Annotated in this window: 20 protein-coding genes and 1 pseudogene; 8 read left to right on the top strand and 13 right to left on the bottom strand. The window is 60.9% G+C overall.

All coding sequences use genetic code 11. From position 1 onward, the window contains the following. Positions 1-144: 144 nt before the first annotated feature. The 6 genes and pseudogenes from AC1Q6J_RS12370 to AC1Q6J_RS12395 form a co-directional block, all read right to left on the bottom strand. Positions 145-1884: a phospholipase D-like domain-containing protein gene (locus AC1Q6J_RS12370; protein ID WP_006022640.1), complete on the bottom strand. Its 1740-nt coding sequence runs from the start codon at positions 1882-1884 to the stop codon at positions 145-147. After that, positions 1881-5324 carry a DEAD/DEAH box helicase gene (locus AC1Q6J_RS12375; protein WP_006022639.1) on the bottom strand — a complete coding sequence of 1148 codons (3444 nt, stop codon included), beginning with the start codon at positions 5322-5324 and terminating at the stop codon, positions 1881-1883. The genes AC1Q6J_RS12370 and AC1Q6J_RS12375 overlap by 4 nt, the downstream gene beginning before the upstream one ends. 234 nt (positions 5325-5558) lie before the next feature. After that, a pseudogene (gene dinB, locus AC1Q6J_RS12380) lies at positions 5559-6626 on the bottom strand (DNA polymerase IV). Then, positions 6623-7348 (bottom strand): SOS response-associated peptidase, encoded by a 726-nt coding sequence (locus AC1Q6J_RS12385; protein WP_006022636.1) that lies wholly within the window; start codon positions 7346-7348, stop codon positions 6623-6625. The pseudogene dinB and the gene AC1Q6J_RS12385 overlap by 4 nt, the downstream one beginning before the upstream one ends. Before the next feature lie 3 nt (positions 7349-7351). Beyond that, positions 7352-7801, bottom strand: a complete 450-nt coding sequence (locus AC1Q6J_RS12390) for a hypothetical protein (protein ID WP_006022635.1) — start codon at positions 7799-7801, stop codon at positions 7352-7354. A 46-nt stretch (positions 7802-7847) separates the two neighbouring features. Further along, positions 7848-8243 (bottom strand): hypothetical protein, encoded by a 396-nt coding sequence (locus AC1Q6J_RS12395; RefSeq protein WP_024337238.1) that lies wholly within the window; start codon positions 8241-8243, stop codon positions 7848-7850. A gap of 145 nt (positions 8244-8388) precedes the next feature. On the opposite strand from AC1Q6J_RS12395, the gene ku reads away from it, so the two are divergent. The 3 genes from ku to AC1Q6J_RS12410 all read left to right on the top strand — a co-directional run bounded on the left by ku (position 8389) and on the right by AC1Q6J_RS12410 (position 10573). Continuing rightward, a complete protein-coding gene (gene ku, locus AC1Q6J_RS12400) occupies positions 8389-9321 on the top strand; it encodes a non-homologous end joining protein Ku (RefSeq protein WP_006022633.1) in 933 nt (310 codons plus the stop codon). Positions 9322-9605: 284 nt separating this feature from the next. Continuing rightward, positions 9606-10112, top strand: a complete 507-nt coding sequence (locus AC1Q6J_RS12405) for an NUDIX hydrolase (RefSeq protein ID WP_028145790.1) — start codon at positions 9606-9608, stop codon at positions 10110-10112. Then, positions 10109-10573, top strand: a complete 465-nt coding sequence (locus AC1Q6J_RS12410; protein WP_006022631.1) for a metallophosphoesterase family protein — start codon at positions 10109-10111, stop codon at positions 10571-10573. The genes AC1Q6J_RS12405 and AC1Q6J_RS12410 overlap by 4 nt, the downstream gene beginning before the upstream one ends. Before the next feature lie 52 nt (positions 10574-10625). On the opposite strand, the gene ligD (AC1Q6J_RS12415) is transcribed toward AC1Q6J_RS12410, so the two are convergent. Then, positions 10626-11573: a non-homologous end-joining DNA ligase gene (gene ligD / locus AC1Q6J_RS12415; RefSeq protein WP_006022630.1), complete on the bottom strand. Its 948-nt coding sequence runs from the start codon at positions 11571-11573 to the stop codon at positions 10626-10628. A gap of 138 nt (positions 11574-11711) precedes the next feature. On the opposite strand from ligD (AC1Q6J_RS12415), the gene AC1Q6J_RS12420 reads away from it, so the two are divergent. Then, the gene (locus tag AC1Q6J_RS12420; protein WP_006022629.1) at positions 11712-12314 is read left to right on the top strand and encodes a hypothetical protein; all 603 of its coding nucleotides are present in this window, start codon (positions 11712-11714) and stop codon (positions 12312-12314) included. Positions 12315-12409: 95 nt separating this feature from the next. Here the strand turns inward: AC1Q6J_RS12420 and AC1Q6J_RS12425 are convergent, their stop codons facing one another. Together AC1Q6J_RS12425 and ligD (AC1Q6J_RS12430) are read right to left on the bottom strand one after the other, a co-directional pair. Continuing rightward, a complete protein-coding gene (locus AC1Q6J_RS12425; protein WP_006022628.1) occupies positions 12410-12613 on the bottom strand; it encodes a hypothetical protein in 204 nt (67 codons plus the stop codon). Positions 12614-12966: 353 nt separating this feature from the next. After that, positions 12967-13887: a non-homologous end-joining DNA ligase gene (gene ligD, locus AC1Q6J_RS12430; protein ID WP_006022626.1), complete on the bottom strand. Its 921-nt coding sequence runs from the start codon at positions 13885-13887 to the stop codon at positions 12967-12969. A gap of 104 nt (positions 13888-13991) precedes the next feature. On the opposite strand from ligD (AC1Q6J_RS12430), the gene AC1Q6J_RS12435 reads away from it, so the two are divergent. Further along, entirely contained in the window at positions 13992-14180 is a 189-nt protein-coding gene (locus tag AC1Q6J_RS12435) for a DUF3606 domain-containing protein (RefSeq protein WP_006022625.1), read from the top strand. A gap of 25 nt (positions 14181-14205) precedes the next feature. Here AC1Q6J_RS12435 and AC1Q6J_RS12440 read toward each other — a convergent pair whose 3' ends face one another. Continuing rightward, positions 14206-14484, bottom strand: a complete 279-nt coding sequence (locus AC1Q6J_RS12440; RefSeq protein ID WP_006022624.1) for a hypothetical protein — start codon at positions 14482-14484, stop codon at positions 14206-14208. Between the two features lie 571 nt (positions 14485-15055). Between AC1Q6J_RS12440 and AC1Q6J_RS12445 the strand changes: the two genes are divergently transcribed. Beyond that, the gene (locus AC1Q6J_RS12445) at positions 15056-15928 is read left to right on the top strand and encodes an ArdC family protein (RefSeq protein ID WP_492279592.1); all 873 of its coding nucleotides are present in this window, start codon (positions 15056-15058) and stop codon (positions 15926-15928) included. A gap of 59 nt (positions 15929-15987) precedes the next feature. On the opposite strand, the gene AC1Q6J_RS12450 is transcribed toward AC1Q6J_RS12445, so the two are convergent. Genes AC1Q6J_RS12450 through AC1Q6J_RS12460 form a run of 3 tightly spaced genes read right to left on the bottom strand, consistent with a single transcriptional unit; the run spans position 15988 to position 19582 of the window. Further along, on the bottom strand, positions 15988-16992 hold the full coding sequence (locus tag AC1Q6J_RS12450) for a site-specific integrase (protein ID WP_024584954.1): 1005 nt from the start codon (positions 16990-16992) through the stop codon (positions 15988-15990). Further along, complete coding sequence (locus AC1Q6J_RS12455; RefSeq protein ID WP_024584953.1) at positions 16989-18353, bottom strand: tyrosine-type recombinase/integrase; 1365 nt, start codon at positions 18351-18353, stop codon at positions 16989-16991. The genes AC1Q6J_RS12450 and AC1Q6J_RS12455 overlap by 4 nt, the downstream gene beginning before the upstream one ends. After that, a complete protein-coding gene (locus AC1Q6J_RS12460) occupies positions 18350-19582 on the bottom strand; it encodes a site-specific integrase (RefSeq protein WP_024584952.1) in 1233 nt (410 codons plus the stop codon). Before AC1Q6J_RS12460 ends, AC1Q6J_RS12455 begins: the two co-directional genes overlap by 4 nt. Before the next feature lie 83 nt (positions 19583-19665). Between AC1Q6J_RS12460 and AC1Q6J_RS12465 the strand changes: the two genes are divergently transcribed. Beyond that, positions 19666-19869, top strand: coding sequence for a zincin-like metallopeptidase domain-containing protein (locus AC1Q6J_RS12465; RefSeq protein ID WP_492279593.1), 204 nt, complete (start codon positions 19666-19668; stop codon positions 19867-19869). A gap of 97 nt (positions 19870-19966) precedes the next feature. Next, positions 19967-22081 (top strand): ParB/RepB/Spo0J family partition protein, encoded by a 2115-nt coding sequence (locus AC1Q6J_RS12470; RefSeq protein ID WP_006018709.1) that lies wholly within the window; start codon positions 19967-19969, stop codon positions 22079-22081. Positions 22082-22212: the final 131 nt, after the last annotated feature.

Consider the following 22212-nt stretch of genomic DNA (forward strand, 5'->3'; position numbering starts at 1 on the left):
GTATTTATCAGGCGTTTTGGCTGCGCCTGATGATAGATGGCGAAAGGTTCTCTTTCCACCTTGAACAAAGAACTCAGCAATTTCAGCGCAATTGGCGCGCAGCGCGTTGACAATTTGGACGCAGCCCAAAATACGTGTCAGATACTAATCGTCGAGTTGACTCTCGAACTTCATTAGGAGGAACTCGGCTATGCCAGGCCCTTCCAAATGGAGGCCGATCTCGTCGAGAGGATTATCCGGTGAACCCGACTGAGAGCCCCAATTCATCGTGCTCACCACGACGTGATCTCTGTCCCACAAAAGAAACTTTGCATGGACTTGCGGATCCTCCACGGCGATCAGATCGACTACACCATGTAGCCGTTCGCGGTGGGCCTTGACGTGCCGCCGTTTGATCGGCCCGGTCTGGCGCGAGTAGTAAACACGGACGTCGTCGAGTCGGCGTCCTGCGATTTCGGCGGGGTTAAAGATCGCCGGCACCATGGGAGCTCCGACCTTGTTGGTACAGCAGACAAATCGCTCTTCGGCTTCGTGAGCAACCCTCCGAATCAATCGCTCATGATCGTCAGCCTGGAGAATGCTCATCCGAACTGGAATACTCCCTCCAGCATCGGCGCTAGATGTTAAGGCGCTCCGCGAGCGCCTTAAATCCGATGCTATGAATTGGAGCGTCTCAATCGAACGGCTGGCGCTTGAAAGAGGTGACACGATAGAACGCAAAAGATCCAGGCCCGCCGCGGCCGCGCGGTTCTCTGTCAGCTCGACAGACACCTCCAAGGCAGAAAAGGGCGACGACAGCCAATTGGAGGAGCCGAGCACGACGACAGCGCCGCCGTGGCCGTCATCCGCGGCAAGGCATTTCACATGGCTTCGAACAGAATCGCGCTGCGTGAACACAAAGCCACGCGCGCGACGGACCGACGAGAGCCGCATATTGAGCTCCTGCATCGCGATCGCGTTCTTTCTGTCGGTGTCTAGCGCAGTACCGTAGAACAAGTGGCAGCGCACGCCACGCTGCGCAGCCTGTTCAAGAGCTTTTCGAATGCGTTCATGTTGCTCCGTGTATTTTTCGCCGTGAGGCGTCACAAAAGTCGAAAGTACGAAAACGTCTTCCTCGGCCTGACCCACGATGCGTTCGAAGCATTCGAGATGCTGTTCGCCGCCGACGATCAATTGATCGGTGCCAATCATCGTATCGACGGTCACTGACCGGCTTGGCTGCGGATCGCTAGCTTCCGGCAGAATACCAGTCCTGATTGTTGCTTGAAGAGCGCCGATCAAGTCCTGGCTGGCCCCCTCAGGGAGCAATCCGTTCTTGACGTCGTTCAGTTCGATCGCGAGATATTTTCTTTCGAGAACGGAGTTGATCGTTTGAACGCCGCGCAGCCATTCGCCGGGACGGAGCATGCCGGCGACGAGCTGCGTTACGCGGACCGCCATTGTGTCATCGGTCTCATCTGGGCCCGGAGGAAAGTTGACCTTGTGATCTGTATGGGTCATCCGATAGAGTGGAGCGGTCTCGACGTCGCGGTTGCGAAAGACCGAGTGTCCGACCTTCTCCAGCACTAGACTGATGTGAATCTCCCGATCTTCAGTTCGCTCCGGCAAGGCGCCACCCAACCGGATGAAGTCTTGACCGACGCCGCTTGTCGCCAATTGAGGGACAGGAGCCAGGCGAAGCTCGACCAGGCCGAACTGCATCAACCGCGCGATGGTCGAGCCCGCGACCTGGCTTGGAATCCCGAGCGACGTTGCCACCTCTTCGATCGTTTCTGGGGTGCGATCGAGCGCGAGCAGGATCATTTCTTCGATTGGACTCCATCCCCATGTGCGTTGAACGATGGCGCGCGCGCGATAGTGCCAAGCGGGAAGGTAGATTTTCACGCCGGAAGCCTCCCGTTCTCGTCGATCGCGACGATGGATGCGCCTTTCACCTTAATGCTAGGAGCATCCTTCCTGACGAGCTCGTAATCGGTCCCGGCGAGGGTCGCGAGCTCCTTCAGCATCTTTCGTAGGAATTCAAGATCGTCCTTTTTTGCATCCGGATCGATTCCTTCGACCACTTCGCGAATGAAGCGCTGGCTTGTGGCAAGAATCAGCTTTTGCTTGGCGCGGCTGAGCAGCACATTCATGCGCTGTGGGCTTTTGACGAATCCGAGCGCGCGCGATCCCACCATGACATTGTTGCGCGTAAGGCTGGCGGCCACGACATCGGCTTCGCCACCTTGGAAGCTATCGCTGGTAAAGACGAACTCACCATTACTGCGCGGGCTCGCGAAGCCGAACAAGGTCTTGTCTTTCCTGACTTGGCCGCGCAGTAAGCGCTTGAACCATCTCACCTGCGCCGCGTAGGGCGAGATGATCACGAGGGTCGGTCGGCGGCCGTCCGCGCCAACTATCGGCCGCAACCCTTTCAAGGCCGCTATCAAGGCCTGCGCCTCAAGCTCGTTGCGGAATGATCGCTCCACTTTGTGTTCGAAATGTCGCCGTTTTGACATGCTGAGGGGCGGAAAATCGAGAAGAACGATTGGAGAGGTGAGGTACGCGACCGTGGACGTGACCGTTAGCGTGCGACGCTTGACGCGGTCGGAGGGAGCGAGCTTTCTGTCATAAAAAGTATTCGAGACGAGATCGCCGATGGCGGGGTGCATGCGGCTCTGTTCCAGCAGCGTGTTGACGATCGTGCTCGGACGCCCCGTGTCCTTTTCGCGCTCAATTTCGCGCTCAGCTATTGATCGAAACGGTTCTTCAAGACGCGCCGCTGTTGCGAGAGCCTCCCTCATCAGATGTTCGCTCGACTTAACTGTATCAAGCGCCTCAGTAACTTCCGGCGGTAGATCGGAGATGGTTTCAAGCCGCTCCTTCGCGTCCCGCAGCAGATCAACTGCGCGCTCGGGATCGTAGAATTGTTGCCGCTGGGCGGCATCGAATGGAGAGAGTTGGTTGTGATCGCCAACCATGATTCTTCTGTTGCCCAGCAATAGCGCGCCGATCAGTTCCGCACCGTTGGCGCGGGCCGCTTCTTCGACGATGACCCAGTCGAATTGATCGCCATCGGCAATCATCTCCTCGATGATGTGCGACGATGTCGTGGCAAGCGTGACATCGGAAGAGCGCAGCAGCAGATTGTCGGTATCGCGAAATACGCGTTCCGCAACCGTCGCTTCCGACGCATCAACGGGCCGGAGCGCCTGCTTGATTTGATAGCGTTGGTTGACCATCATGCTTTCAGCGGCGTGGTCGACCGTCGAAACGGACCTAAGAAGATCAACGGAGCTCGCACGCAAGGAGCTGACTTCATCGGTCGATCGTGTCCGCTCGACACGAACGACGATCTTCGTGCCGCTCGCCAGTGTCGCCTTGAGTTCGTCCTCCATTTGAATCAAGGTCTCGTGGTTTTGCGCCGACACTAGAAGCCTTGCGTCCGGTGTTTTGTCCAGAATGCTTTTGACAAGATTCGAAATTAGGAACGTCTTGCCGACGCCAGGAGGGCCAACAACGACATTGATGGACTTGCCTGATACGATTGCGTCCCATGCCACCTTTTTCGAACCGTCCATCTCGTCCGGCGGCACCGCATTCGGGGTCGCAATATCACGTAATACTTCGTCCAGCGCGACCTGCGCCGGATCGTCAATCGCTCTCAAGAGTTCAATATTCGTCCGGGCCGCCACAATATTTTGAAGGCGGCGGCGAATTGCGCGTTCAAATCCACCATCTCTTCGAGGACGAAGAAAAAGAAGCTGCCCCGGTACAACAGCTTCGCTTGTCGCGAACGTGAACGGTAGGCGGCCGTCGACGACACCGCCCGTTCCCTCATAACTGAGTTCCGGAAATCGCTCCCGATCGCCGGCGAGCGCGTCGCTGCGTGAAAGAGTCCAATTTGGTTTGCCGTCGTCGTACTTCAATTCGCGCGCCAAGGCGTCGTATGCCGGGCGCAGTCCCATCAGCTTGCGTCGCATGTCCCGGTCGGGATCTTCGCGGGAGGCGATCCAGGCCAAATCTGAATCCCCGCCGGACGGCGGGTGAAGCACTTCGACGGGATAGATTCGGAATTGCTCCCGCAGCCAAGTAAAGGCTTCGAGAAGAATGAGGGCGTACCAAGTGGGAATCTCTTCGACTGATCGGCTCACTCCTGTTGTGACACTCGCGTCAATCCACGGTTTGGCGCCAGGGCCAAGCCTGCGTACTCGCTCTTCGGCGCTTCTCCGAGTTCGCGCAAGATGAATCCGGTGGCGAACCTCGACGGCATCATAGATGTAGTCGTCAGGCCGCCTCTTGTTGGCGTTCTCGATCATGCCGACATAGTCATCGATGACTTTCACGCCATACGCGGCAAGGTCGGTGACGATACGCACGAAGGCCTCATCTACGACAACAGTGCGTACCGTTGGTCCGCTGAGATCCTCTTCGACAAAACGGAGGACCGCATCCCTATCGTCAGCCGGGATGGTGCCCGATGTAAGCGATGCAAGGTCGCTTTGGGTAACCTGGGTGGAAGGGTAGAGAATTAGCTCGCCTTCGCCGCTTGACCCCGACCGGTCAAGATCGGCCACGACCTCGGCGATCTCGTTTAGCACGATACTTCCGTCGAAAAGCTGGTAGCGTGGCGGATCGGCAAGACGATTAAGCATGCGTCGCTCGATCGACAGCAGGGAAGGACCGCCGCCGTCCTCGGTCAGGCCGAGGATCCGCGACGCTGCCTGCCCAAGATCACTCCAGTCCCGGCGAAACGAGACGGTGCCGGAGGGCCGCAGCAGATGTCCCGCGCCGCCCACATCGCCGTCGGCAATGTGTACGCACGCTTCGTAGCCGCCGAGTCGGAAATCCTCTTTTTCATCGCTATGCGAAAAGATCGTATGTTCGCTGACAGCGCCGTGCACGATGCCCGCATCATGACAAAGTGCAAGTCCTTCAGCTACGCGCAAGATATTGCGCCAAAACATCTTGCGGCCGGTCGTCGTAAGCAGCCGGCCTTCTCGCGCTCGAACCCTGTGCAATGACCCGCAGATCGGACTGCCAGGATCAACCATTAAGATACCGATCTCTTCCTGGTCCTCGACGATCTCAAGAACCTCGACCAATAACTGGCGCGCACGGCGTGACGACAGAACACGCCGGACACGCCTGAGGCCGTGCGTGATGAGCCGCTTCAGGTCCTCGTCCAGCGGGGTTCCGGTCTTCTTGAACAGACGAAGAAGATAGTCCTCGCCGTCGGCGATGCCGGTGGCAAAACGAAGTTGAGAATTCCAACCTTCGGTGCCGCTCGAAAACGCGGTATCAGCAAACTTGAATCGTGCGTCGAGCGTCGCTTTGCCTTGCATGGTAGCTCGCGCCATAGCGCCGTAATCCATCCTTGAAACAGTACAAATGCGGTGATTCGTATATGATAGCGCAGTATATGCTTTGGGTCAGAGTTATCGACTGCAAAGCGATATTTTGCGCGTTTTCCCAAGCATGCTCTGTGTAAATTGGGGGAGTGGATGGCACCTATTGCAAGCAGCAACGAGATGCGGTTGGACCCGCCAAATCAAGCCAGCATGAGTGGCAATTGATCATCATCGAGCCCTGACCCAACAAACCCCCGAAACAGAGATACCGATTAACCGGATCGGCCTCTTTGGCGGCATAAGTTGCGCTAATAGTTCAAGAGCCAGGCTAGAGAGATCGTCCGCGGTGTCGTTCATGCGTACGGACGTGCTGCGAGTGATCAGCTCGAAATCTGAAAAGGATCGCCGTTTGGCCTCGCGCGCCCGTCGCCTCGCAGTGTTGCCGGACCTTGTCGACCAGTGGGCGCAGTTCGATGGTCAGCGCTTCGTGGTCTGCCAAGTCCCGCGAAACGTGCTTTCGGCGCCGACGGACCTTCGGATTCGGTTGGCACGGACAGGACGCTCGTCAATCCCCCGCGAGATCCAGTAATAATACGCCCCAGCTTTCCCAAAATTGGCGTTCATGAACTCGAGCGACTGATTGCGCATATTCATGCCGGTGAAGATGCCAAGGCCATGCATCTTCGCACTGGTCGCCGGTCCGATTCAATGGAATTTGCCGACTGGGAGATCCTGAACGAAGCTCGGCCTCATCTTTGGCGTGATCACGAACTGTCCGTTGGGCTTCCGTTGGTCGGACGCAAGTTTTGCCAGGAACTTATTGTAAGAGATGCCGGCAGACGCGGTCAGGCCTGTCTCGCTCAGGATCTTGACTCTAATCAAGGTCGCGATCTCTGTCGCGATTGGGAGGCCTTGGATGTTCTCGGTGACATCTAGGTAGGCCTCATCTAACGACAGGGGCTCAATGACGTCAGAATGCTCCGCGAAGATTGTCCGGACGTGTCGAGAGACCTCCTTGTAGACTTCGAAGCGCGGCGGCTTTACGAAAATTAGCTCTTTGCATTGCCGTTTGGCTGTCACTGACGGCAATGCCGACCTAACTCCAAACTTTCGCGCCTCATAGCTCGCTGCAGCTACGACACCGCGCTCTTTCGATCCCGCCCACAGCGACTGGCTTGCCACGCAAGTCCGGATTGTCCCGCTGCTCCACTGATGCGTAGAAGATGTCTATATCGACAGAATGATCTTGCGCTGATGCGGTGCTGGCCCCGTTTGGTAGTCGGTCTCGTCCGTCACGTCGTCGGCCCTATTGGGTCTTCCTTGACGCCGCGAGCGACGACCCGGAGGCTTCCGTCCGGAAGCGGCCTTTGCAATTTCAGTACTTCGTCCGCAGGGGCCGTCATCCAGGTCTCGACTTCATCTGGCGTTGTCAGGATCACCGGCATCGCCTTGGGGTGGATGGCGCCGACCTCGGCGTTGGGCTCCGTCGTGAGGAACGCGTAGAGGTCGTTGGTCGTCTCGCCTTCCTTGACCTTCCGGACGGACGTCCAGTTGGTCCAGATACCGGCGAAGCAGGCGAGGGGACGTGTCTCATCGAGCGCGAACCAGATATCACCGCCCTCGGCCTTGTTGAACTCGCTGAACGAGTTGAACGGCACCACGCAGCGATTTTCAGTCCCCAGCCATCGCGTCCAGTGCTTGCTCTTCACATTGCGGATGTTGGTCGTGCCGCCGTCCGGCTCCATTCGCAGCAATTCCTTGAAATCCACTGCCTTGCCCTTGGCCTGCAGCTTCTCGGCTCGCTTCTTCGTGGCGTCCATCAGCGCCTTTGATGACGACGGCATTCCCCATCGCGCCGTAGCGAGCTCGCGGCCCTCCACTCCGTTGCGCACGATCGGTGCCTTGTAGTCGGGAAAATCCCCCGGCATCGGCGCCAGATTTCCAACGTATCGGTTGACAACGCGGAACAGCGCGTTGATCGCGGCTTGATTGGTCGTGATCGAATAAAGATTGCACATCGGTCAGGATTCGGCTCGAGGGTGGCGCGGCTGCCAGGTCAACTGTAGCAGAGTCGCGGATGGACGCCGGCCGGCCTTGGCACATTTGCGACAGCGCAGCCGGCTGGCGAGATCGTGCACGAAGGTGGTCGGCGGGTGCTTCATCGCGGCCAGGTCGACATCGCTCGGCGTCTTGCAGCGCGCGCACCTGATCTCCAGCCAGGGGAAGCCTCCATTTACGGCCTGATCGATGGTCGGCGACGGATCGATCGGTTCGCCGTCACTCCACATCCGCTCGTTCCAGCTTTCGCAAAGCAGCCTGTCGGCTTGCTGGATCATCGCCCCGCCTTTGGCCCGCATCTCCGCCGATTGGGTCGCCAGCATGCTGGCCATCGCGCGTGCCTTGCCGAGCTCTTTCGCCAGAGCCTTGCGATCGCCGCCCGACAAGGGCGTAGGGTGATACTTCGGGGCCATCCAGACATCCAGGCGCAAAGAGATCGGATCGGCAAATCCAGAGCGGCTACGGCGTCTCGAACGCTGGCCAGCACCCGTCTTCTTCATGCCTGCCGGTGCGCTGCCGGCAGGTATTGTCGAGCAGCCGCTGCGCGACGTCCTTCCAGAGCGCGTTGGCGCCATACAGTCGAACGGCATCAGCGGTCTGGATTTCCACGGTCCGCTCGCAGCGGCGGCAGGAGACGCGCAGCACGTGACGCTGAATCTCGGAAAGACGTCGCTGCCGCATCTGAGCCCCGGTCGTGCCGGCGCGTGCGTCTTTCAGGACCGATTCCCAATATTCGGCCGGGAGGGGGGCATCTGGACCCGCAGCGGGCGGCGCTCGTCTGCGGTCGGCTTCAGCGGCCAATTTTTCCATCTGTTTCGGGGTCGGCATGCGCCAGCTCGCGGGTCGGTCGGTCATGCCCGAATTAGAACATAACAAGAACAAATGTCGAGTCCGGCCAGGCAGGCCGATGAGAAAAATCCCGCTGTGGGGCGGGTCGCGATGTCGGAACCAAGCCCGGTCGTTCGTCTTTAATCCGGCATCAGTAATGGAGTTCCCCGCGATGGCCCCCCGCGCCAACTGGAAAGGCTTCCTGCGTCTTTCCCTCGTCACCTGTCCGGTTGCGCTCTATCCGGCCACGTCGGAATCCGAAAAGGTCTCGTTCAACCAGCTGAATCGAAAGACCGGCCATCGGATCAAGTACGCTAAGGTGGATGCCGATACCGGCGAGGAGGTCGACAACGAGGACATCGTCAAAGGCTACAAGGTCGACACGGACACCTTCATCGAGGTGACGAAGGAGGAGCTAGAGAACGTCGCACTGGAATCAACGCGAACGATCGAAATCGACGAGTTCGTCGACCGCAGCGAGATCGATCCGCGATATCTCATTCGCCCCTACTATCTGCGTCCCGACGGTAAAGTCGGGCACGATGCTTTCGCCGTTATTCGGGAAACCATCCGCGAGATGAACAAGGTCGCGATCGGCCGTGTGGTGCTGACCAATCGCGAGCACATCATCGCGCTGGAGCCGTTGGACAAGGGCCTGATGGGAACGCTACTGCGCTATCCTTACGAAGTCCGTTCAGCTGATGAGTATTTCGACGACATTCAGGATGTCAAAGTCACCAAGGACATGCTTGATCTCGCCAAGCACATCGTCAATCAGAAGGCGGGCCATTTCGAGCCGGACAAGTTCGAAGACCAATACGAAACCGCCCTCATCGAACTGATCAATCAGAAGCGCGCCGGCAAACCCATCACCGCGAAAGCGCGTCCCCGCGGCGAGAACGTGGTGGACCTGATCGACGCGCTGCGAAAGAGCATCGGAAGAGAGGGCGCCTCAGCGACAGAGGCACCCAAGAAATCAGGAAAAAAGCCGCGCAAGGCGGCGGCCGGGCAGAAGGAAATGCTGATGCCGATCGCAGGCAAGAAGCCGGCGAAGGAGGCCGCGGCGAAAAAGCCGGCGGCCAAGCCGCAGCGGAAGTCGGCTTAGGTGTCGTGAAGCATCCGGTGACGCCGGACGGCACTCCTTCGTCGTCCGTGGCAGGCTCTGGCGAATGGCAAATCCGTCTCAACGAGGTCACGCGAGATCATCTCGTCGCCGTCTAATGGCGACCCGGCGGGTAGGTGCGTGCGCCAGGAAGGCGGCCGAGCGCGAGGCCGAAGTAACGGTGCATAGGACCGCGGACGAAGCTAAGCAGGCGCTTGGCGAACGCGGTCCCGTATGGCGGGACGACGGCTCGCCGGCTCTCGATTGCTCTGCAAAGTAGGAGCCATATGGCTGCGGTGAAAAAGACTTCCAGGAGATCGACCTTGAGCGCGGGCATTCTCGCATACCGCAAGGGAGGAGCTCGGGGGCTCGAGGTTCTGCTCGTTCATCCCGGCGGTCCGTTCTGGCGTGAGAAGGATGATGGCGCCTGGTCCATTCCAAAGGGCGAAATCGATGCCAATGATGTTCCGGAGAACGTTGCTCAACGAGAATTTGCCGAAGAACTCGGCCCGAGCGCTTCGATTGGTCCACTCCAGGCGCTGGGGGAGGTCCGACAGCGAGGAGGCAAGCGCGTCATCGCATTCGGCGGCGAGGGACACTTTGATCCGGCAGCACTGACCAGCAATACCTTCGATGTCGAATGGCCGCCTCGAAGCGGTCGACGGCAGAGCTTTCCCGAAGTCGACCGCGCGGAATGGTTTGATATCGAGTTAGCGCGGACCAAGATGCTGTCCGCTCAGGTAGAGTTTCTCGATCGTCTTTTGGCGATCTCGGCTGAGAGCGTCGGGAAATGATGTTCAGGATTGGAGTCATTTCGGACACGCACGGCCTGTTGAGGTCCGAGGCGGAGCGAGGCCTGACGGGCGTCGATCACATCATTCATGCCGGCGACATGGGACGCCCCGAGATCGTCGACGCGCTTCGCCGGATCGCACCCGTCACGGCCGTTCGTGGAAACGTGGACAGTGGCAAGTGGGCTCGCGACTACCCCGACACGAAACTCGTCCGTCTGGCAGGTAAGTCGATCTACGTTCTGCACGACCTGAAGACGCTGAAGACCGATCTCGGCGCCGGCTTCGACGTCATCGTCTCCGGGCATTCCCACGTACCGAAGATCGACACGGTCGGTGGCATTCTCTACCTGAATCCCGGCAGCGCGGGACCTCGGCGTTTCAAGCTGCCGATCACGTTTGCGACGCTCGAACTCACGCCTGACGGCATGCGACCGGAAATCCACGACCTTGGAGGCGAGTGAGTGTCGGCGGAGAGTGCATCAATCCTTTTTGCCGGCTTTCGCCGAAGGGAAGCTACTTGCGCGGACGTTCTCGCTCACGCACGACATCCTTCGCCCGCTTGTCGGACCTGAGCCCGAGGTAGACGGGCTGGCGCAGTTCGCCCTTGCTCGTCCACTGCGCAAATTTGACCTCGGCGACCAACGAGGGCTTGACCCAGGTCGTGGCGGCCTCGTCCTTCACTTTGGCAGGGAAGGGTGATTTCGGGATCGTCAGCTTCACGAGCTTGGCGTGGAGGTCTTCCAGGACCTTGTGGCTGAAGCCAGTGCCAACATGTCCGATATAGCGCCATGTGTCGTCTTCCCGCACGGCGAGGACCAGGGCGCCGAAGTATGGTCTTGTACGCCTCGGCGCCGTGAAGCCCGCGATCACCACTTCCTGCCGCTTTGCTGTCTTGATCTTCAGCCAATCCGCCGTCCGGCTTCCGGACGCATACGCGCTGTCGGCGCGCTTCGCCATGACGCCTTCCAGACCCTTCCGCTCGGCCTCGGCGAAGAATTTCATGCCGTTCGCTTTGCGGTGATGGCTGAAGGCGATCAACTTGTCGCGCGGCAGTATTGCCTTCAACCGCTTCTTCCGCTCGAGGAGGGGGTGGTTGCGCAAGTCCGCTGCGTTCTCAAACATGAGATCGAAGGCGCAGTACAGCAGCTTCGCCTCATGGCGCAGCGCGTTTTGAAGCAACTGGAAATGTGAGACGCCATCCTTACCGATCGCGACAAGCTCACCATCGATCACGGCGTCGCCCTTCACGCCCTCCAGCGCTTTGGCGACCTCAATATAGCTGCGGCTGATTATCTTGCCGTTGCGGCTGTAGAGCGCAACTTTGCCCCGCCGGATTTCCGCGATCATCCGGAAGCCGTCGTACTTGTCCTCGAAAACCCAGCTGGGGTCGTCGAACGGCGCCTCGGTAAGCGTAGCAAGCATCGGCTGCAGGCGCTTGGGCAGGGTCGACATCCGGCTCATTCAAGGCCAATCCTTAAGAGCGCGTTGCGAAATGCATGGACGTCCTTCAAGGATTGGGGAACGCTTCGGGGCCGCGTCGTGTTCCGCAGGCATGGTGGCGTGCGAGACGTTGACGATCGACGAGGGCGGATCAGACCGATGGCCAGAAAACTGAAGACCTATCAGACCTCGCTGGGCTTCTTCGATCTGGCGATCGCCGCTCCCTCCATGAAAGCGGCCCTCGAAGCCTGGGGCGCTGACAGCAATCTCTTCCACCAGGGCGCGGCGAAGGAAAGCGACGATCCGGACGTCATCGAGGCGACTATGGCTGCGCCGGGCATCGTTCTGAAGAGACCCGTCGGCTCCAACGGGCCATTCAGGGAGCATGCCGAGCTACCTACCGACCTTGCCAGCGGCAGCTCAAAGAAGACAGGCCGCCGTCAACCGCGGAAGCCTTCTAAGCGGGCCCACGACGATGCGGCCGACCGGAAGGCTGCACTTGCTTTAGAGAAGGAGCAGATGCAACGGGAGCGCGAACGTGCCAAGGAGGAGGCCGTCCGGCAGAAGGAGCGTGAGCGACGGCAGCACGCCGTCGACAAGGCGCAAAGTGCCTTGGACGCGGCCCGTCGCAAGCACGAAGAAAAGGCCGCTGACATTCAACAACAGCTCGAAGTTCTTGAGGAAAGCGCGCGGGACGAGGAAGCGCGTTGGGAAAAGGAGAAGGCCCGGTTGGAAGTCGCGTTACGACGCGCGCGAGGCTAGGTCTCAAAGTGCGACCATCTCGTGTCTTAGCGTTGACGCCTGATTTGCCGCCGAGACCGGAAATTGCCAGACTCTAAACTGCCAAGTCGCGAGCCTTAGCAGTTGCGCTCTTCCCGCAAGATGCGCTCCAGATCATCCTCGAAGATATTTTGCGTTGCTTCAAAGAGAGCCAGGAGCTTCAGAGCTTCTGCGATGTTTGCGCCACCCTTGCGGACCATCCGTTGCTGCCTTTCGACGATCTGACGTCCTTTGGCAACATGGTGACGGGCAAGGATGACACGTTCGGAATAATGAGACATTGGTGGCTCCTGCTGCAGGCGGGAGCGCGATTGGTCTCTCAGTCACCGGTGCCCGCGGGCAGAGTGCCTTTGCCGGTGATGACCAGATCATACTCCGTTTCGCGAATTCGGACACTGTCCAATTCAAGCAGGTCAATCTTGAATGGTGGGTCTCGAGCGGGCGCGCTCAGACTGGGCGCTCGCTGGTAACTATCGGTCGGAAACCGCCCGCCCTGCGGCCTCATTGACCTTTGCGCGGTCCCGCCTGTCCTCCGGAGACAGCTCCATAACCGCTCGATGGAGCTCCGCAGGGATCGTCAGCGGACTATCGAGCGGCTTTTCCGCCCACTCCCAGAAGCGGTCAAAGGCATCCATTACAGATCCTCCCGAAGCCCCCTGAAGAAGGGATGACGGACTTTTCCCTCCGCTGATTTTGCACGGTACTCTATCTCGGCCAGCAGCTTGGGCTCGACCCAGATTCCTTTGTGCGCAATCCGCTTTGCATAAGGCTGCGTCTTGCGGATCAGCGGCTTCAGACGCTTCTGAAGGTCGGCGGCTGATGCCTTGTCGAATCCATGGTCCACCTTCCCGGCGTATATTAGATCGTCGCCCTTACGCCGGCCGACGTAGATGCCGTCCCACTTCGTTCCATCGAGCGCGAAACCCGCAATAGTCAGGGTCTCACGCTGCACGCAGGTCTTCTTGACCCAGTCATTCGTGCGTCCGGCCGGATAGGCGCCGTCCCGGACCTTCGAGACGACACCTTCGAGGCCAAGCTTGCAGGCGTGCGCAAACATCTCGCGGCCGTCTATCGCGAAGCTTTCGCTGAACTGGATGTCGGTGCCGGTCAGGATCTTCTTGAGTTCGGCCTTGCGCTGAAAAAGCGGTAGCTTCCGGATATCTCGGCCGTTCAGATAGAGCAGATCGAACGCCACGAGCACGATGCTCCTCGACTTACCCTTGAGCTCGTTCTGCAGGACCGAGAAGTCGGTCGTGCCATCGGCAGCTGGCACCACGATCTCGCCGTCCACCACCGCAGAGTTCGCCTTGATCCGCCAGGCGTCATGAGCGACCTTCTTGAAGCGGTGCGTCCAATCGTGGCCGCGCCGGGTGGAGATCTTCGCCGTCTCGTTGGCCAGATGGACCTGAACACGGTAGCCGTCGAACTTGATTTCGTGGATCCAGCGCTCTCCCGACGGCACTTTCTCTGTCGAGGATGCCAGGGCCGGTTCGATGAAGGCGGGGAAAGGCGCCTTGACGCCGATAGCCGCCGGCTTGTTACGCTGAAACGCCACTGAAGAACTCCACGCTACAGCCGATTCAAATTGGCACAGTTCGAATCGTTCCGGAACCTGCGAATCCCTGTCGCGTTGCTTCGATGTCCCAACAGGAGGCACCGATGGCGGCAGCGAAGAAGAGCAAAACGGCGCGCGGACGAAAGCAGGACCGGGCGCGGGTGGCAGGCGGGCAGGACTACGAAGTGCAGTACGAGGCGAAGAAGACCGGAAAGTCGGCGCCGGCGGTGAAAAAGGCCGTCAAAAAGGTCGGCAACGCGCGCAAGCGGGTGGAGAAACGGCTAGGCCGCTGAGTAGCAGACGGGTCGGCGTCGGTGCTTAGCGCGGGTCCTCCTCGTCAGGGGGGCATTCTGGGCAGGTATCGCCAATCGAGTCGAGCACGTCGTGAAGCGCGGCCTCCGCGGCTTGACGGGAGACGTCTGCTGGCGGGTCTCGACGGGCAATATCGAAGGCTCGCTCTCGTGCATGCGGATCGGCGCGGTCCTGCATCCAACCATGCTCTTCGCATTCGCGGATGGCGCCCGCTTCCTGGAGCACGTGGATCGCCCAACCCTGCAGTGTCCGTATCGCCGGCCTTCGCTCACTGGTCATCAGCATTGAATAACTCCGAATACACGAATCTAGTGGTCCGCCGTTTGTTCCGGCTGCTAACACAAGGCTGGGATTCTCAGTCAGCAGAGGACAAGGTTTTCGCCCGTTCTGAGACCACTGTGAAATTGCCAGGCTGTTCTCGCAGGATTGCCAGCATCACTTTCGCTCAAGTCTTTTAGTGGTTGTGCGCGTGCGGCCAGGGCCGCACCGGGCTCTCGTGAACCGAGCCGCGCCGCGTCTCGGCCTGCGGCTTCGATCCCTCGCGCCAGAGCTTTGGTGCTCCTCGCCGGGGGCACTCGGAAAAGGGGCTCGCCTGCGGCGATCGTTATCACTGCCCCGTTCCCGGGTGCCCTTTTAACCGGTCTCGTCGCTGCACTCGGTCCCGCGTGCCGCCTTCGGCGTCGCTATGCTCACGCTCCTGCGGGTGCCATTTCTCTTGGGGCGATGCGCCCCTGGCGCACGCCGGATCAGGCCTGCGGCCTAAGGCAAGAAGCTGAGAGTAAGAGTGCAGGCTGGTTTTCCGTGACGGGTTACAATCTGCGAGAGAGGCTCGCGGTGCCCGTCGCGGAGACCCGCGATGTCAAACCCTAATGCTTGCGCGCGCGCCGGCCAGGACCGGGCGAACCTCTACAACGAAATCACCGACAAGATCATCGCCGAGCTTGAGGCCGGACGCGTCCCCTGGGTTCAGCCCTGGGGTACTGCCGCGGCGAAAGCGCCGCTGGCCATGCCGAAAAATGCGTCGACCAACCGGCAATACAGTGGTGTGAACATCCTCATCCTCTGGGGAGTCGTGATCGAACGCGGATTTACCGGTCAAAGTTGGCTCACTTTCCGCCAGGCACTCTCTCTTGGCGGCCACGTTCGCAAGGGAGAGCGCGGGACTACCGTCGTCTACGCGGATCGTTTCGTGCCGAATGATGAAAAGCGCCGCGCCGCCGAGACCGGCGAAGACGCGCAGGCGATCCCGTTCCTCAAGCGATTTACCGTTTTCAACACCGATCAGTGCGAGCAACTGCCCGACGACATTGCCACCGCTGCGCCGCCGCCGCCGGCCGGCCTCATCGAACCGACGGTCGATGCCCTGATCACGGCCAGCGGAATTCCATTTCGGATCGGTGGAGATCGCGCATTCTATGCAACAGCCGAAGACTATGTTCAGGTCCCGCCGCCGCAGGCCTATTTCGAACCCATCAACTGGCACCGTACGGCCTTGCATGAACTCGGTCATGCGACTGGGCACCCGTCGCGTCTCAATCGCGACCAGAGCGGATCCTACGGTACCAAGAAATATGCCTTCGAAGAGCTGGTCGCCGAATTGAGTTCCGCGTTCAGCTGCGCGTCGCTAGGGATCGTCCCCACCGTGCGCCATGCCGACTATATCGGCTCCTGGCTGGATTTATGGCGAGGTGAGCATAAGTCAAGTAATCGCGAGGTGTGGGTAATGTGAAGGAACGCGGCCGGATGTGCGGTTTTGCGCCGTTCCCGCCCACATTCCTTCGCATTATTTCAGAGCGTGTCGAGCCAGGCGAGCAGGCTCGCATCCCGCTTCCATGACGGCGGATGGCCCATTGTTGTGGGAGCGTCGACCTGTTCCAGCGCCTTCCGCTTCGTTTCCAGATTGGCCCTGGCGTAGTGGTTGGTGGTGTCGAGGCTCACATGACCGAGCCAGCTACGGATGACCGTGACGTCGACGCCTGCGGAGACGAGGTGCACGGCGGTGGCATGGCGGAAGCTGTGCGGCGTCACATGCTTGGTTCGCAGCGTTGGCGCGGTCACTGCGGCCGCCTTCACATAGGCCGCGAGCTTGAACCGAACGCCCGAGGCGCTGAGCGGCTCGCCGTAGCGGTTGACGAACATCCGCTCGTTTGGCGCTCGCGGCTGCCGCTCCAGCAGCTTTCTCAGCAGCAGTACGGTTTCCGGCCAGAGTGGGCAGATGCGCTCCTTGCGGCCCTTGCCAAGGAGCCGCACGCAGCCGGGCGCGTCGAACCGGATGGCCTCGGGACACAGGTCGAGCGCCTCCTGTATCCGTGCCCCGCTGTTGTAGAGGAACGAGAGCAACGCGTGATCGCGCATGCCTTCGAGCGTCGAACGGTCTGGCTGGGCAAGGATCGCCGTCACCTCTGCCGGATCTAGATAGCAGGGTTCCGATACCGGTGCCCGCTTGACCGGGATGTTGAGTATCTCGACGCACTGCGCGATCGATGCGGGGTCTCTGGTCGCCACGAAGTTGAAGAAGCTGCGGATCGCGGCAAGCCTGCAGTTGCGCGTCCCGATCGTGCCGCCGCGTTCGTGTTCGGCGTGCCTCAGGAACGCAGCGACCTCGCTGGCGGTCAGATCGGCCAGCGTGATCATCGCAACCTTCTTTGCTCCGCGCTGTGCGACGAACCGCAGGAACAGCCGCCAAGTATCGCGGTAGGACCGGACCGTGTGGATGGACGCGTTGCGTTGCTCGACGAGCCAGTCGTAGAAGAACGCGCGCATCAGGTTCGGGAACGGGTTGGCCTTGCTCATGGCCGCACCTCCCCACCTAGGTTGAGGCATGGTGCGCCCACCGCCCGGAACCGCTCGTTGGCATGATGCAGCAGATCCTGCGTGACGGTGATGTATACCAGGGTGGAGTTGATATCCCGATGGCCGAGATAGGTTGCGAGGAACGGCAGGCGATCCTGCGGGTTGATGCCCGTCCGATACCAGTCGAGGATCCGGTTCACGACCATCGAGTGGCGGAGGTCGTGTAAGCGCGGCCCCGTTCGTCCTTGCGGTGGCTTCAGCCCGGCCCGGCGGATGACGTCGACGAGCAGGCAAGCGATGGCCTGGCTTGTGTAACCTGCACTGCGCTGCTCTTGCCAGAACAGGCCGGAGCGCGCATCCTGCGATGCTCCGACGCGACGGCGTGCATTGATATAGGCCCGAAGCTCGGCCATCACGCTGTCGGGAAGCGGCAGGATTCTGGTCTTGAAGAACTTGGTCTGCCGAACCGTAATCGTGCCGCCCTGAAGGTTGACGTCACCCAGATCGAGACGGGCAAGCTCGCCCCGCCGCAGACCCGCGCAATAGGCCAGCAACAGCATGGTATAGATGCTCAGCGGCCGAAGCGGTGCCCGTGGCGAAGGATAGGAACGGGCGATATCGAGCATCCGACGCACGTCGGCGGGCGTGTAGATGTGAGGTTTGCGCCAGTGCTTCGCCACTTCCTTTTGCGGGCGCGGGTCCGGTCGGCGCGGCGGGATCGACGGATTCCGGTGACGGAGTATCCTCGTAAGGAGGCGCTTCAACTTTTCGCATTCGGCGGCGTGATTGCGTGTGGCTTTCGCCGCCGCCCAGTGTTCGAGCATCACCCCGATGGACCCATCCTGCAGCGCCGGGTTCAACTGCAGGAACCGGTCGAACCGCAAGAGCCACACGGGCTGCGCCGTGTATTTGTATCCCCTGTTGCGCATCAGCGCGACGTGCTCGGCCATGATTCCGCCCAGCACGCTGCCAAACGGCTTGGGCTGGTGCAGTTCGGCAAGAGCACGGACCGGACTGTCCGACGCCAAGGCCCGCCAGACCGGTTTGCACTGCTTGATATTGCACGCCTCGCGCAGGACGGCGACGGGATTGAGGTCGATCGCCCCGGTTTGCAAAAGGTCATCGAGGAACCGGTCGATAATGCGGGTGCGGTGCAACCGCGTCGACGCTGCCCAACTGTCGGACGATATCTGCAACCAGGCCACCAGCACGTCCTGGCCGAGTTCGGCGTGGCGCTCGGCGACGTCCTGGAAGCTGTGGAGCACCTGCTTGTAATAGGTGCGGCTGTTCGTGCTGCGCAGGCCAAGACCTGCCAGATAGCGCGCGATCAACAGCCGTTCGGGATCGGGCCATGTCGTCATGACAGCACCTCCGATCCCGGCACGTCGAGTGCGATGGCCCGGAGGTCCTCGGTGGCGAGCTTGAGGTAGGGTGCCGTCGACTCGGTCGAGCGGTGCCCGAGCAGATCGCCAATGACCTTCTGCGGCACCGACGCGCGCAGCATCTCGACCGCGCGGGCATGGCGGAAGATGTGCGGCCCGGACTTGCCCGGCGGCTTGACGCCTGCATTGCGAAGCCGCCGCCGTACCGCACTGGCCAGCATCCCGAGCTTGCGATAGGGCGCGCGCGTGCGGATGAAGATTTCCCGGGCGTCGGTCTCAGGCCGTCCGGAGCGCAGATAGGCGAGCACCGCTTCGCCCACCCGCTCCATCAGGGGCAGGAACGAGCAGGCCCGTGTCTTAGTGTGCCGGACGCGGATCGATTCCGCCCGCCAGTCGATGTCGTCGAGTCGCAGATTGCGTACCTCGCTCGACCTCAAGCCATAGGTCGCGAGCAGTTGCAGGATCGCATGGTCCCGCAGCCCAACCGGTGTCGTATCCTTCCTCGCACTTTCCAGCACGGCAGCGATCTGGCTGCGCTCCAGGATCGAGGGCACCCCTTCATAGGCGTAGAGCAGCGGGGCGATGACGTGCGGCGACAGGTCGATCGCGGTGCGATCGGTCCGGTGCAGATACCGCAAGAGCGAGCGCAGGCGCTCCGCCACGTCTTTCAACGATTTGCGCGTCAGTTTCGGCGCGCGCAAGTCCATGTAACGGTCGATGTCGCCGACACTCATCTCCATCAGGCTTTCGACGCCACATCGTCCGAGCTGCCAGGCCAGGAAGTGCTGAGCCTCCCACATCAGCGCCGCAATGCTAGGCTTGGCCAAGCCACGCTCCTCGTGAAGCCAAGTCTCGTATTCGTCGCAGATCGCGAACCGCGCCGCATCGGCGGCGCATGTAACTTTCGGAGTGGGTGGCCACTCGCCCTGGGCAAGCCGCAACAGCGCGTGGATTCCGGAGCGCGGGATCGAGTGCCAGTACGGCCCCGGAGGTCGACCATGGCGTTTCCGGAACAGCGCGATCGCATGGCGCAGATATTGCGCCACCTGCGCTTCGCTCACATCTGCGACTGCGATATTCCGCCGCGCAAGATGGTCGAGGAACCAGCGCGCATAGGCGCAATAGTTCCCGACCACCACCGGGCTGTTTTGTTGGCGGGTCAGCATGACCCTGAGTTCGGCGATCAGGTCGCGATCGGTATTCGACATCGATGTCTCCTCTGCTGGTCAACGACCACAGAGGTTCATCGCAAAATAATGCGGAGCAAAGCCCGCCGCCCACTGGCGGAACTATGCGGGATTCACGCGCTGAAGCTGCGTTCCTTCACATTACCCACACCTCGCGATTACTCGAAGTCCTGCGTGAAGACAATCGCGCCATCGTGCGGGCCGCCTCGCAGGCGAGCAAGGCCGCGGACTATTTGCTCGGTTTCGTTCCCGGGTCCATTGAGCCCGCATCGCTGGATTCGGCTGTCGCCGATCACGAGACGGCGTGATGCCTGGCCTCGCGCGAGAGTGAGAGGAGGGGAGGCTGTTCGCGACGGGTTGGAAGCCGAGAGAGAGTCTCACGGCCACCCGTCGTGGAGAGCCAAAATGACGAAAGCCGTACAAAAGATCACGCTGTCCCCTTCTCGGGACATTCCCTTCAACAAGCTCGTGCTCGGCCAGTCGAACGTTCGCCGCGTCAAGGCCGGTGTCTCGATCGAGCAGCTAGCCGAGAGCATCGCGCAGCGTACGCTTCTGCAAGGTCTGAGTGTCCGGGCCGTCGTCGATGCAGATGGCAACGAGACCGGCATGTTCGAGGTGCCAGCGGGCGGCAGGCGCTATCGCGCTCTCGAGCTCCTGGTAAAACAGAAGCGGATGTCAAAGACGCAGGCGGTGCCGTGCGTTGTGCGTGAAGGGGGCATCGCCGAGGACGATTCGGTGGCGGAGAACGATGAGCGGGTCGGCCTGCATCCGCTTGATCAGTTTAGGGCCTTCCAGACACTCCGCGATCTCGGCATGAGCGAGGAAGACATTGCCGCGCGTCATTTCGTGAACCCTGCAATCGTCAAGCAGCGCCTGCGCCTGGCGTCGGTCTCGCCAAAGCTGCATGAGGTCTATGCCGAAGACGGCATGACCCTCGAGCAGCTCATGGCGTTCTCGGTCACGGCCGATCACGCCCGCCAGGAGCAAGTCTGGGAGAATGTCAGCCGCTCCGGTTATGACGAGCCATACCAGATCCGCCGGCTGCTCACGGAGAACACCGTGCGCGGTTCCGATCCCCGGGCCCAATTTGTGGGCCTCGATGCCTATCAGAGCGCGGGTGGCGGCGTTCTGCGGGATCTGTTCGAGCACGACGACGGCGGCTGGCTTCAGGACGTCGTCTTGCTCGACCGCCTCGTAACCGAGAAGCTCAAGGCCGAAGCTGAGACGATTGCTGCCGAAGGCTGGAAGTGGATCTCGGTCGCCGTAGATTTCCCCTACGGTCACACTCAAGGCCTACGACAAATCGAAGGCAAGCCCGTCGATCTCTCGCCTGAGGAGCAGGCCACCATCGATGCGCTGAACGCCGAGCAAGCCAAGCTGGAAGTCGACTACCGGGATGCCGACGAGTTGCCCGACGAGGTCGATCAGCGTCTCGGCGAAATCGAGTCGGCCCTGGCTGCATTCGAAGACCGGCCGATGCTTTACGAACCGGCGGAGATCGCCCGAGCTGGTGTCTTCATCAGCATCGACTCCGAAGGACGCCTCGCCGTGGACCGGGGTTACGTCCGGCCGGAGGACGAGGTGCCGGCAACTGATCCTGATGTCGGGCAGGGCGCCGATGCGTCGTCGACCGAAGGTCTTGAAGTGGGCCCTTCCGTCCAGCGCACGGTCATCGCGGTCGCAGGCGGCGCTGCTGATGCCGAGGAGGATGATGAGGACGCGACCAAACCTTTGCCGGATCGTCTCATCATCGAGTTGACGGCGCATCGTACACTGACATTGCGTGATGCGTTGGCGGGAAATCCAGCGGTCGCGTTCCAGGCAGTTCTGCATAACTTCGTGCTGACGGCCTTTTACCGGTTCGCATCGTCCGGGAGCTGTCTTGAGATCAGCCTTCGCACGCCGAACTTTCCCGCCCAAGCTCCGGGGCTGAGGGAAAGCGTCTCGGCCAAAGCAGTCGAGGCGCGACATGAGGTCTGGAAGGCACGGTTGCCAAAGAGCGAGAACGATCTCTGGGATGCGCTGACGGCTCTCGATGGTGGTGCACAGGCGTCGCTGTTCGCCCACTGTGCGTCGTTTGCGGTCAACGCCGTCCATGAGCCAGCCAATCGCTACAATCAGGGTCGCGTCTCCGCCCATGGCGTTCGCACGCGTCTCGACCAGGCCGATGTGCTGGCGCGCGCGGTCGGGCTCGACATGGTGCAGGCCGGCTGGCGACCGACCGTCGACAACTATCTCGGCCGGGTTACCAAGCCGCGTATTCTGGATGCCGTGCGGCAGGCCAAGGGCGAGTCGTCGGCGCAACTGATCGACCATCTGAAGAAGGCCGACATGGCCAAGGAGGCTGAACGACTTCTGGATGGCTCGGGTTGGTTGCCGGAGCCGTTGCGTCTCCTCGATCCCGATGCGGCGTCAGAGCAGGAGAGCGAGGCGGGCCGGCTGCCCGAATTCCTCGCCGACGAGGAGGATCAGGAGACCGCCGCCGACGAAGATCCGCAACATCTCGACGCGGCTGAGTGATCATCACAGAGCGGGGCGGCTTTGGCCGTCCCGCGGTTGCTTGGGGACCGGTGTGTAGCGCTGGTCCCCATTCTTATTGGGAACGGCGGAGAGTGAGAGTCGGGCCGGGAAGGGTTTGAGCCGTCGGGGGC

Source organism: Afipia sp. MLSD5-FHT05B12 (assembly GCF_058793355.1).

Excerpts from the sequence above, each read along its gene's own strand:
- AC1Q6J_RS12470 (WP_006018709.1), top strand. The coding sequence starts at position 19,967 with ATGACGAAAGCCGTACAAAAGATCACGCTGTCCCCTTCTCGGGACATT.
- AC1Q6J_RS12420 (WP_006022629.1), top strand. The coding sequence starts at position 11,712 with ATGGCCAGAAAACTGAAGACCTATCAGACCTCGCTGGGCTTCTTCGAT.
- AC1Q6J_RS12390 (WP_006022635.1), bottom strand. The coding sequence starts at position 7,801 with ATGGCCCCGAAGTATCACCCTACGCCCTTGTCGGGCGGCGATCGCAAG.
- AC1Q6J_RS12375 (WP_006022639.1), bottom strand. The coding sequence starts at position 5,324 with ATGCAAGGCAAAGCGACGCTCGACGCACGATTCAAGTTTGCTGATACC.
- AC1Q6J_RS12425 (WP_006022628.1), bottom strand. The coding sequence starts at position 12,613 with ATGTCTCATTATTCCGAACGTGTCATCCTTGCCCGTCACCATGTTGCC.
- AC1Q6J_RS12440 (WP_006022624.1), bottom strand. The coding sequence starts at position 14,484 with ATGCTGATGACCAGTGAGCGAAGGCCGGCGATACGGACACTGCAGGGT.
- AC1Q6J_RS12465 (WP_492279593.1), top strand. The coding sequence starts at position 19,666 with ATGCGGGATTCACGCGCTGAAGCTGCGTTCCTTCACATTACCCACACC.
- AC1Q6J_RS12435 (WP_006022625.1), top strand. The coding sequence starts at position 13,992 with ATGGCGGCAGCGAAGAAGAGCAAAACGGCGCGCGGACGAAAGCAGGAC.
- AC1Q6J_RS12385 (WP_006022636.1), bottom strand. The coding sequence starts at position 7,348 with ATGTGCAATCTTTATTCGATCACGACCAATCAAGCCGCGATCAACGCG.
- AC1Q6J_RS12410 (WP_006022631.1), top strand. The coding sequence starts at position 10,109 with ATGATGTTCAGGATTGGAGTCATTTCGGACACGCACGGCCTGTTGAGG.
- AC1Q6J_RS12460 (WP_024584952.1), bottom strand. The coding sequence starts at position 19,582 with ATGTCGAATACCGATCGCGACCTGATCGCCGAACTCAGGGTCATGCTG.
- AC1Q6J_RS12405 (WP_028145790.1), top strand. The coding sequence starts at position 9,606 with ATGGCTGCGGTGAAAAAGACTTCCAGGAGATCGACCTTGAGCGCGGGC.
- ku (WP_006022633.1), top strand. The coding sequence starts at position 8,389 with ATGGCCCCCCGCGCCAACTGGAAAGGCTTCCTGCGTCTTTCCCTCGTC.
- AC1Q6J_RS12395 (WP_024337238.1), bottom strand. The coding sequence starts at position 8,243 with ATGACCGACCGACCCGCGAGCTGGCGCATGCCGACCCCGAAACAGATG.
- AC1Q6J_RS12455 (WP_024584953.1), bottom strand. The coding sequence starts at position 18,353 with ATGACGACATGGCCCGATCCCGAACGGCTGTTGATCGCGCGCTATCTG.
- AC1Q6J_RS12445 (WP_492279592.1), top strand. The coding sequence starts at position 15,056 with ATGTCAAACCCTAATGCTTGCGCGCGCGCCGGCCAGGACCGGGCGAAC.
- ligD (WP_006022630.1), bottom strand. The coding sequence starts at position 11,573 with ATGAGCCGGATGTCGACCCTGCCCAAGCGCCTGCAGCCGATGCTTGCT.
- AC1Q6J_RS12450 (WP_024584954.1), bottom strand. The coding sequence starts at position 16,992 with ATGAGCAAGGCCAACCCGTTCCCGAACCTGATGCGCGCGTTCTTCTAC.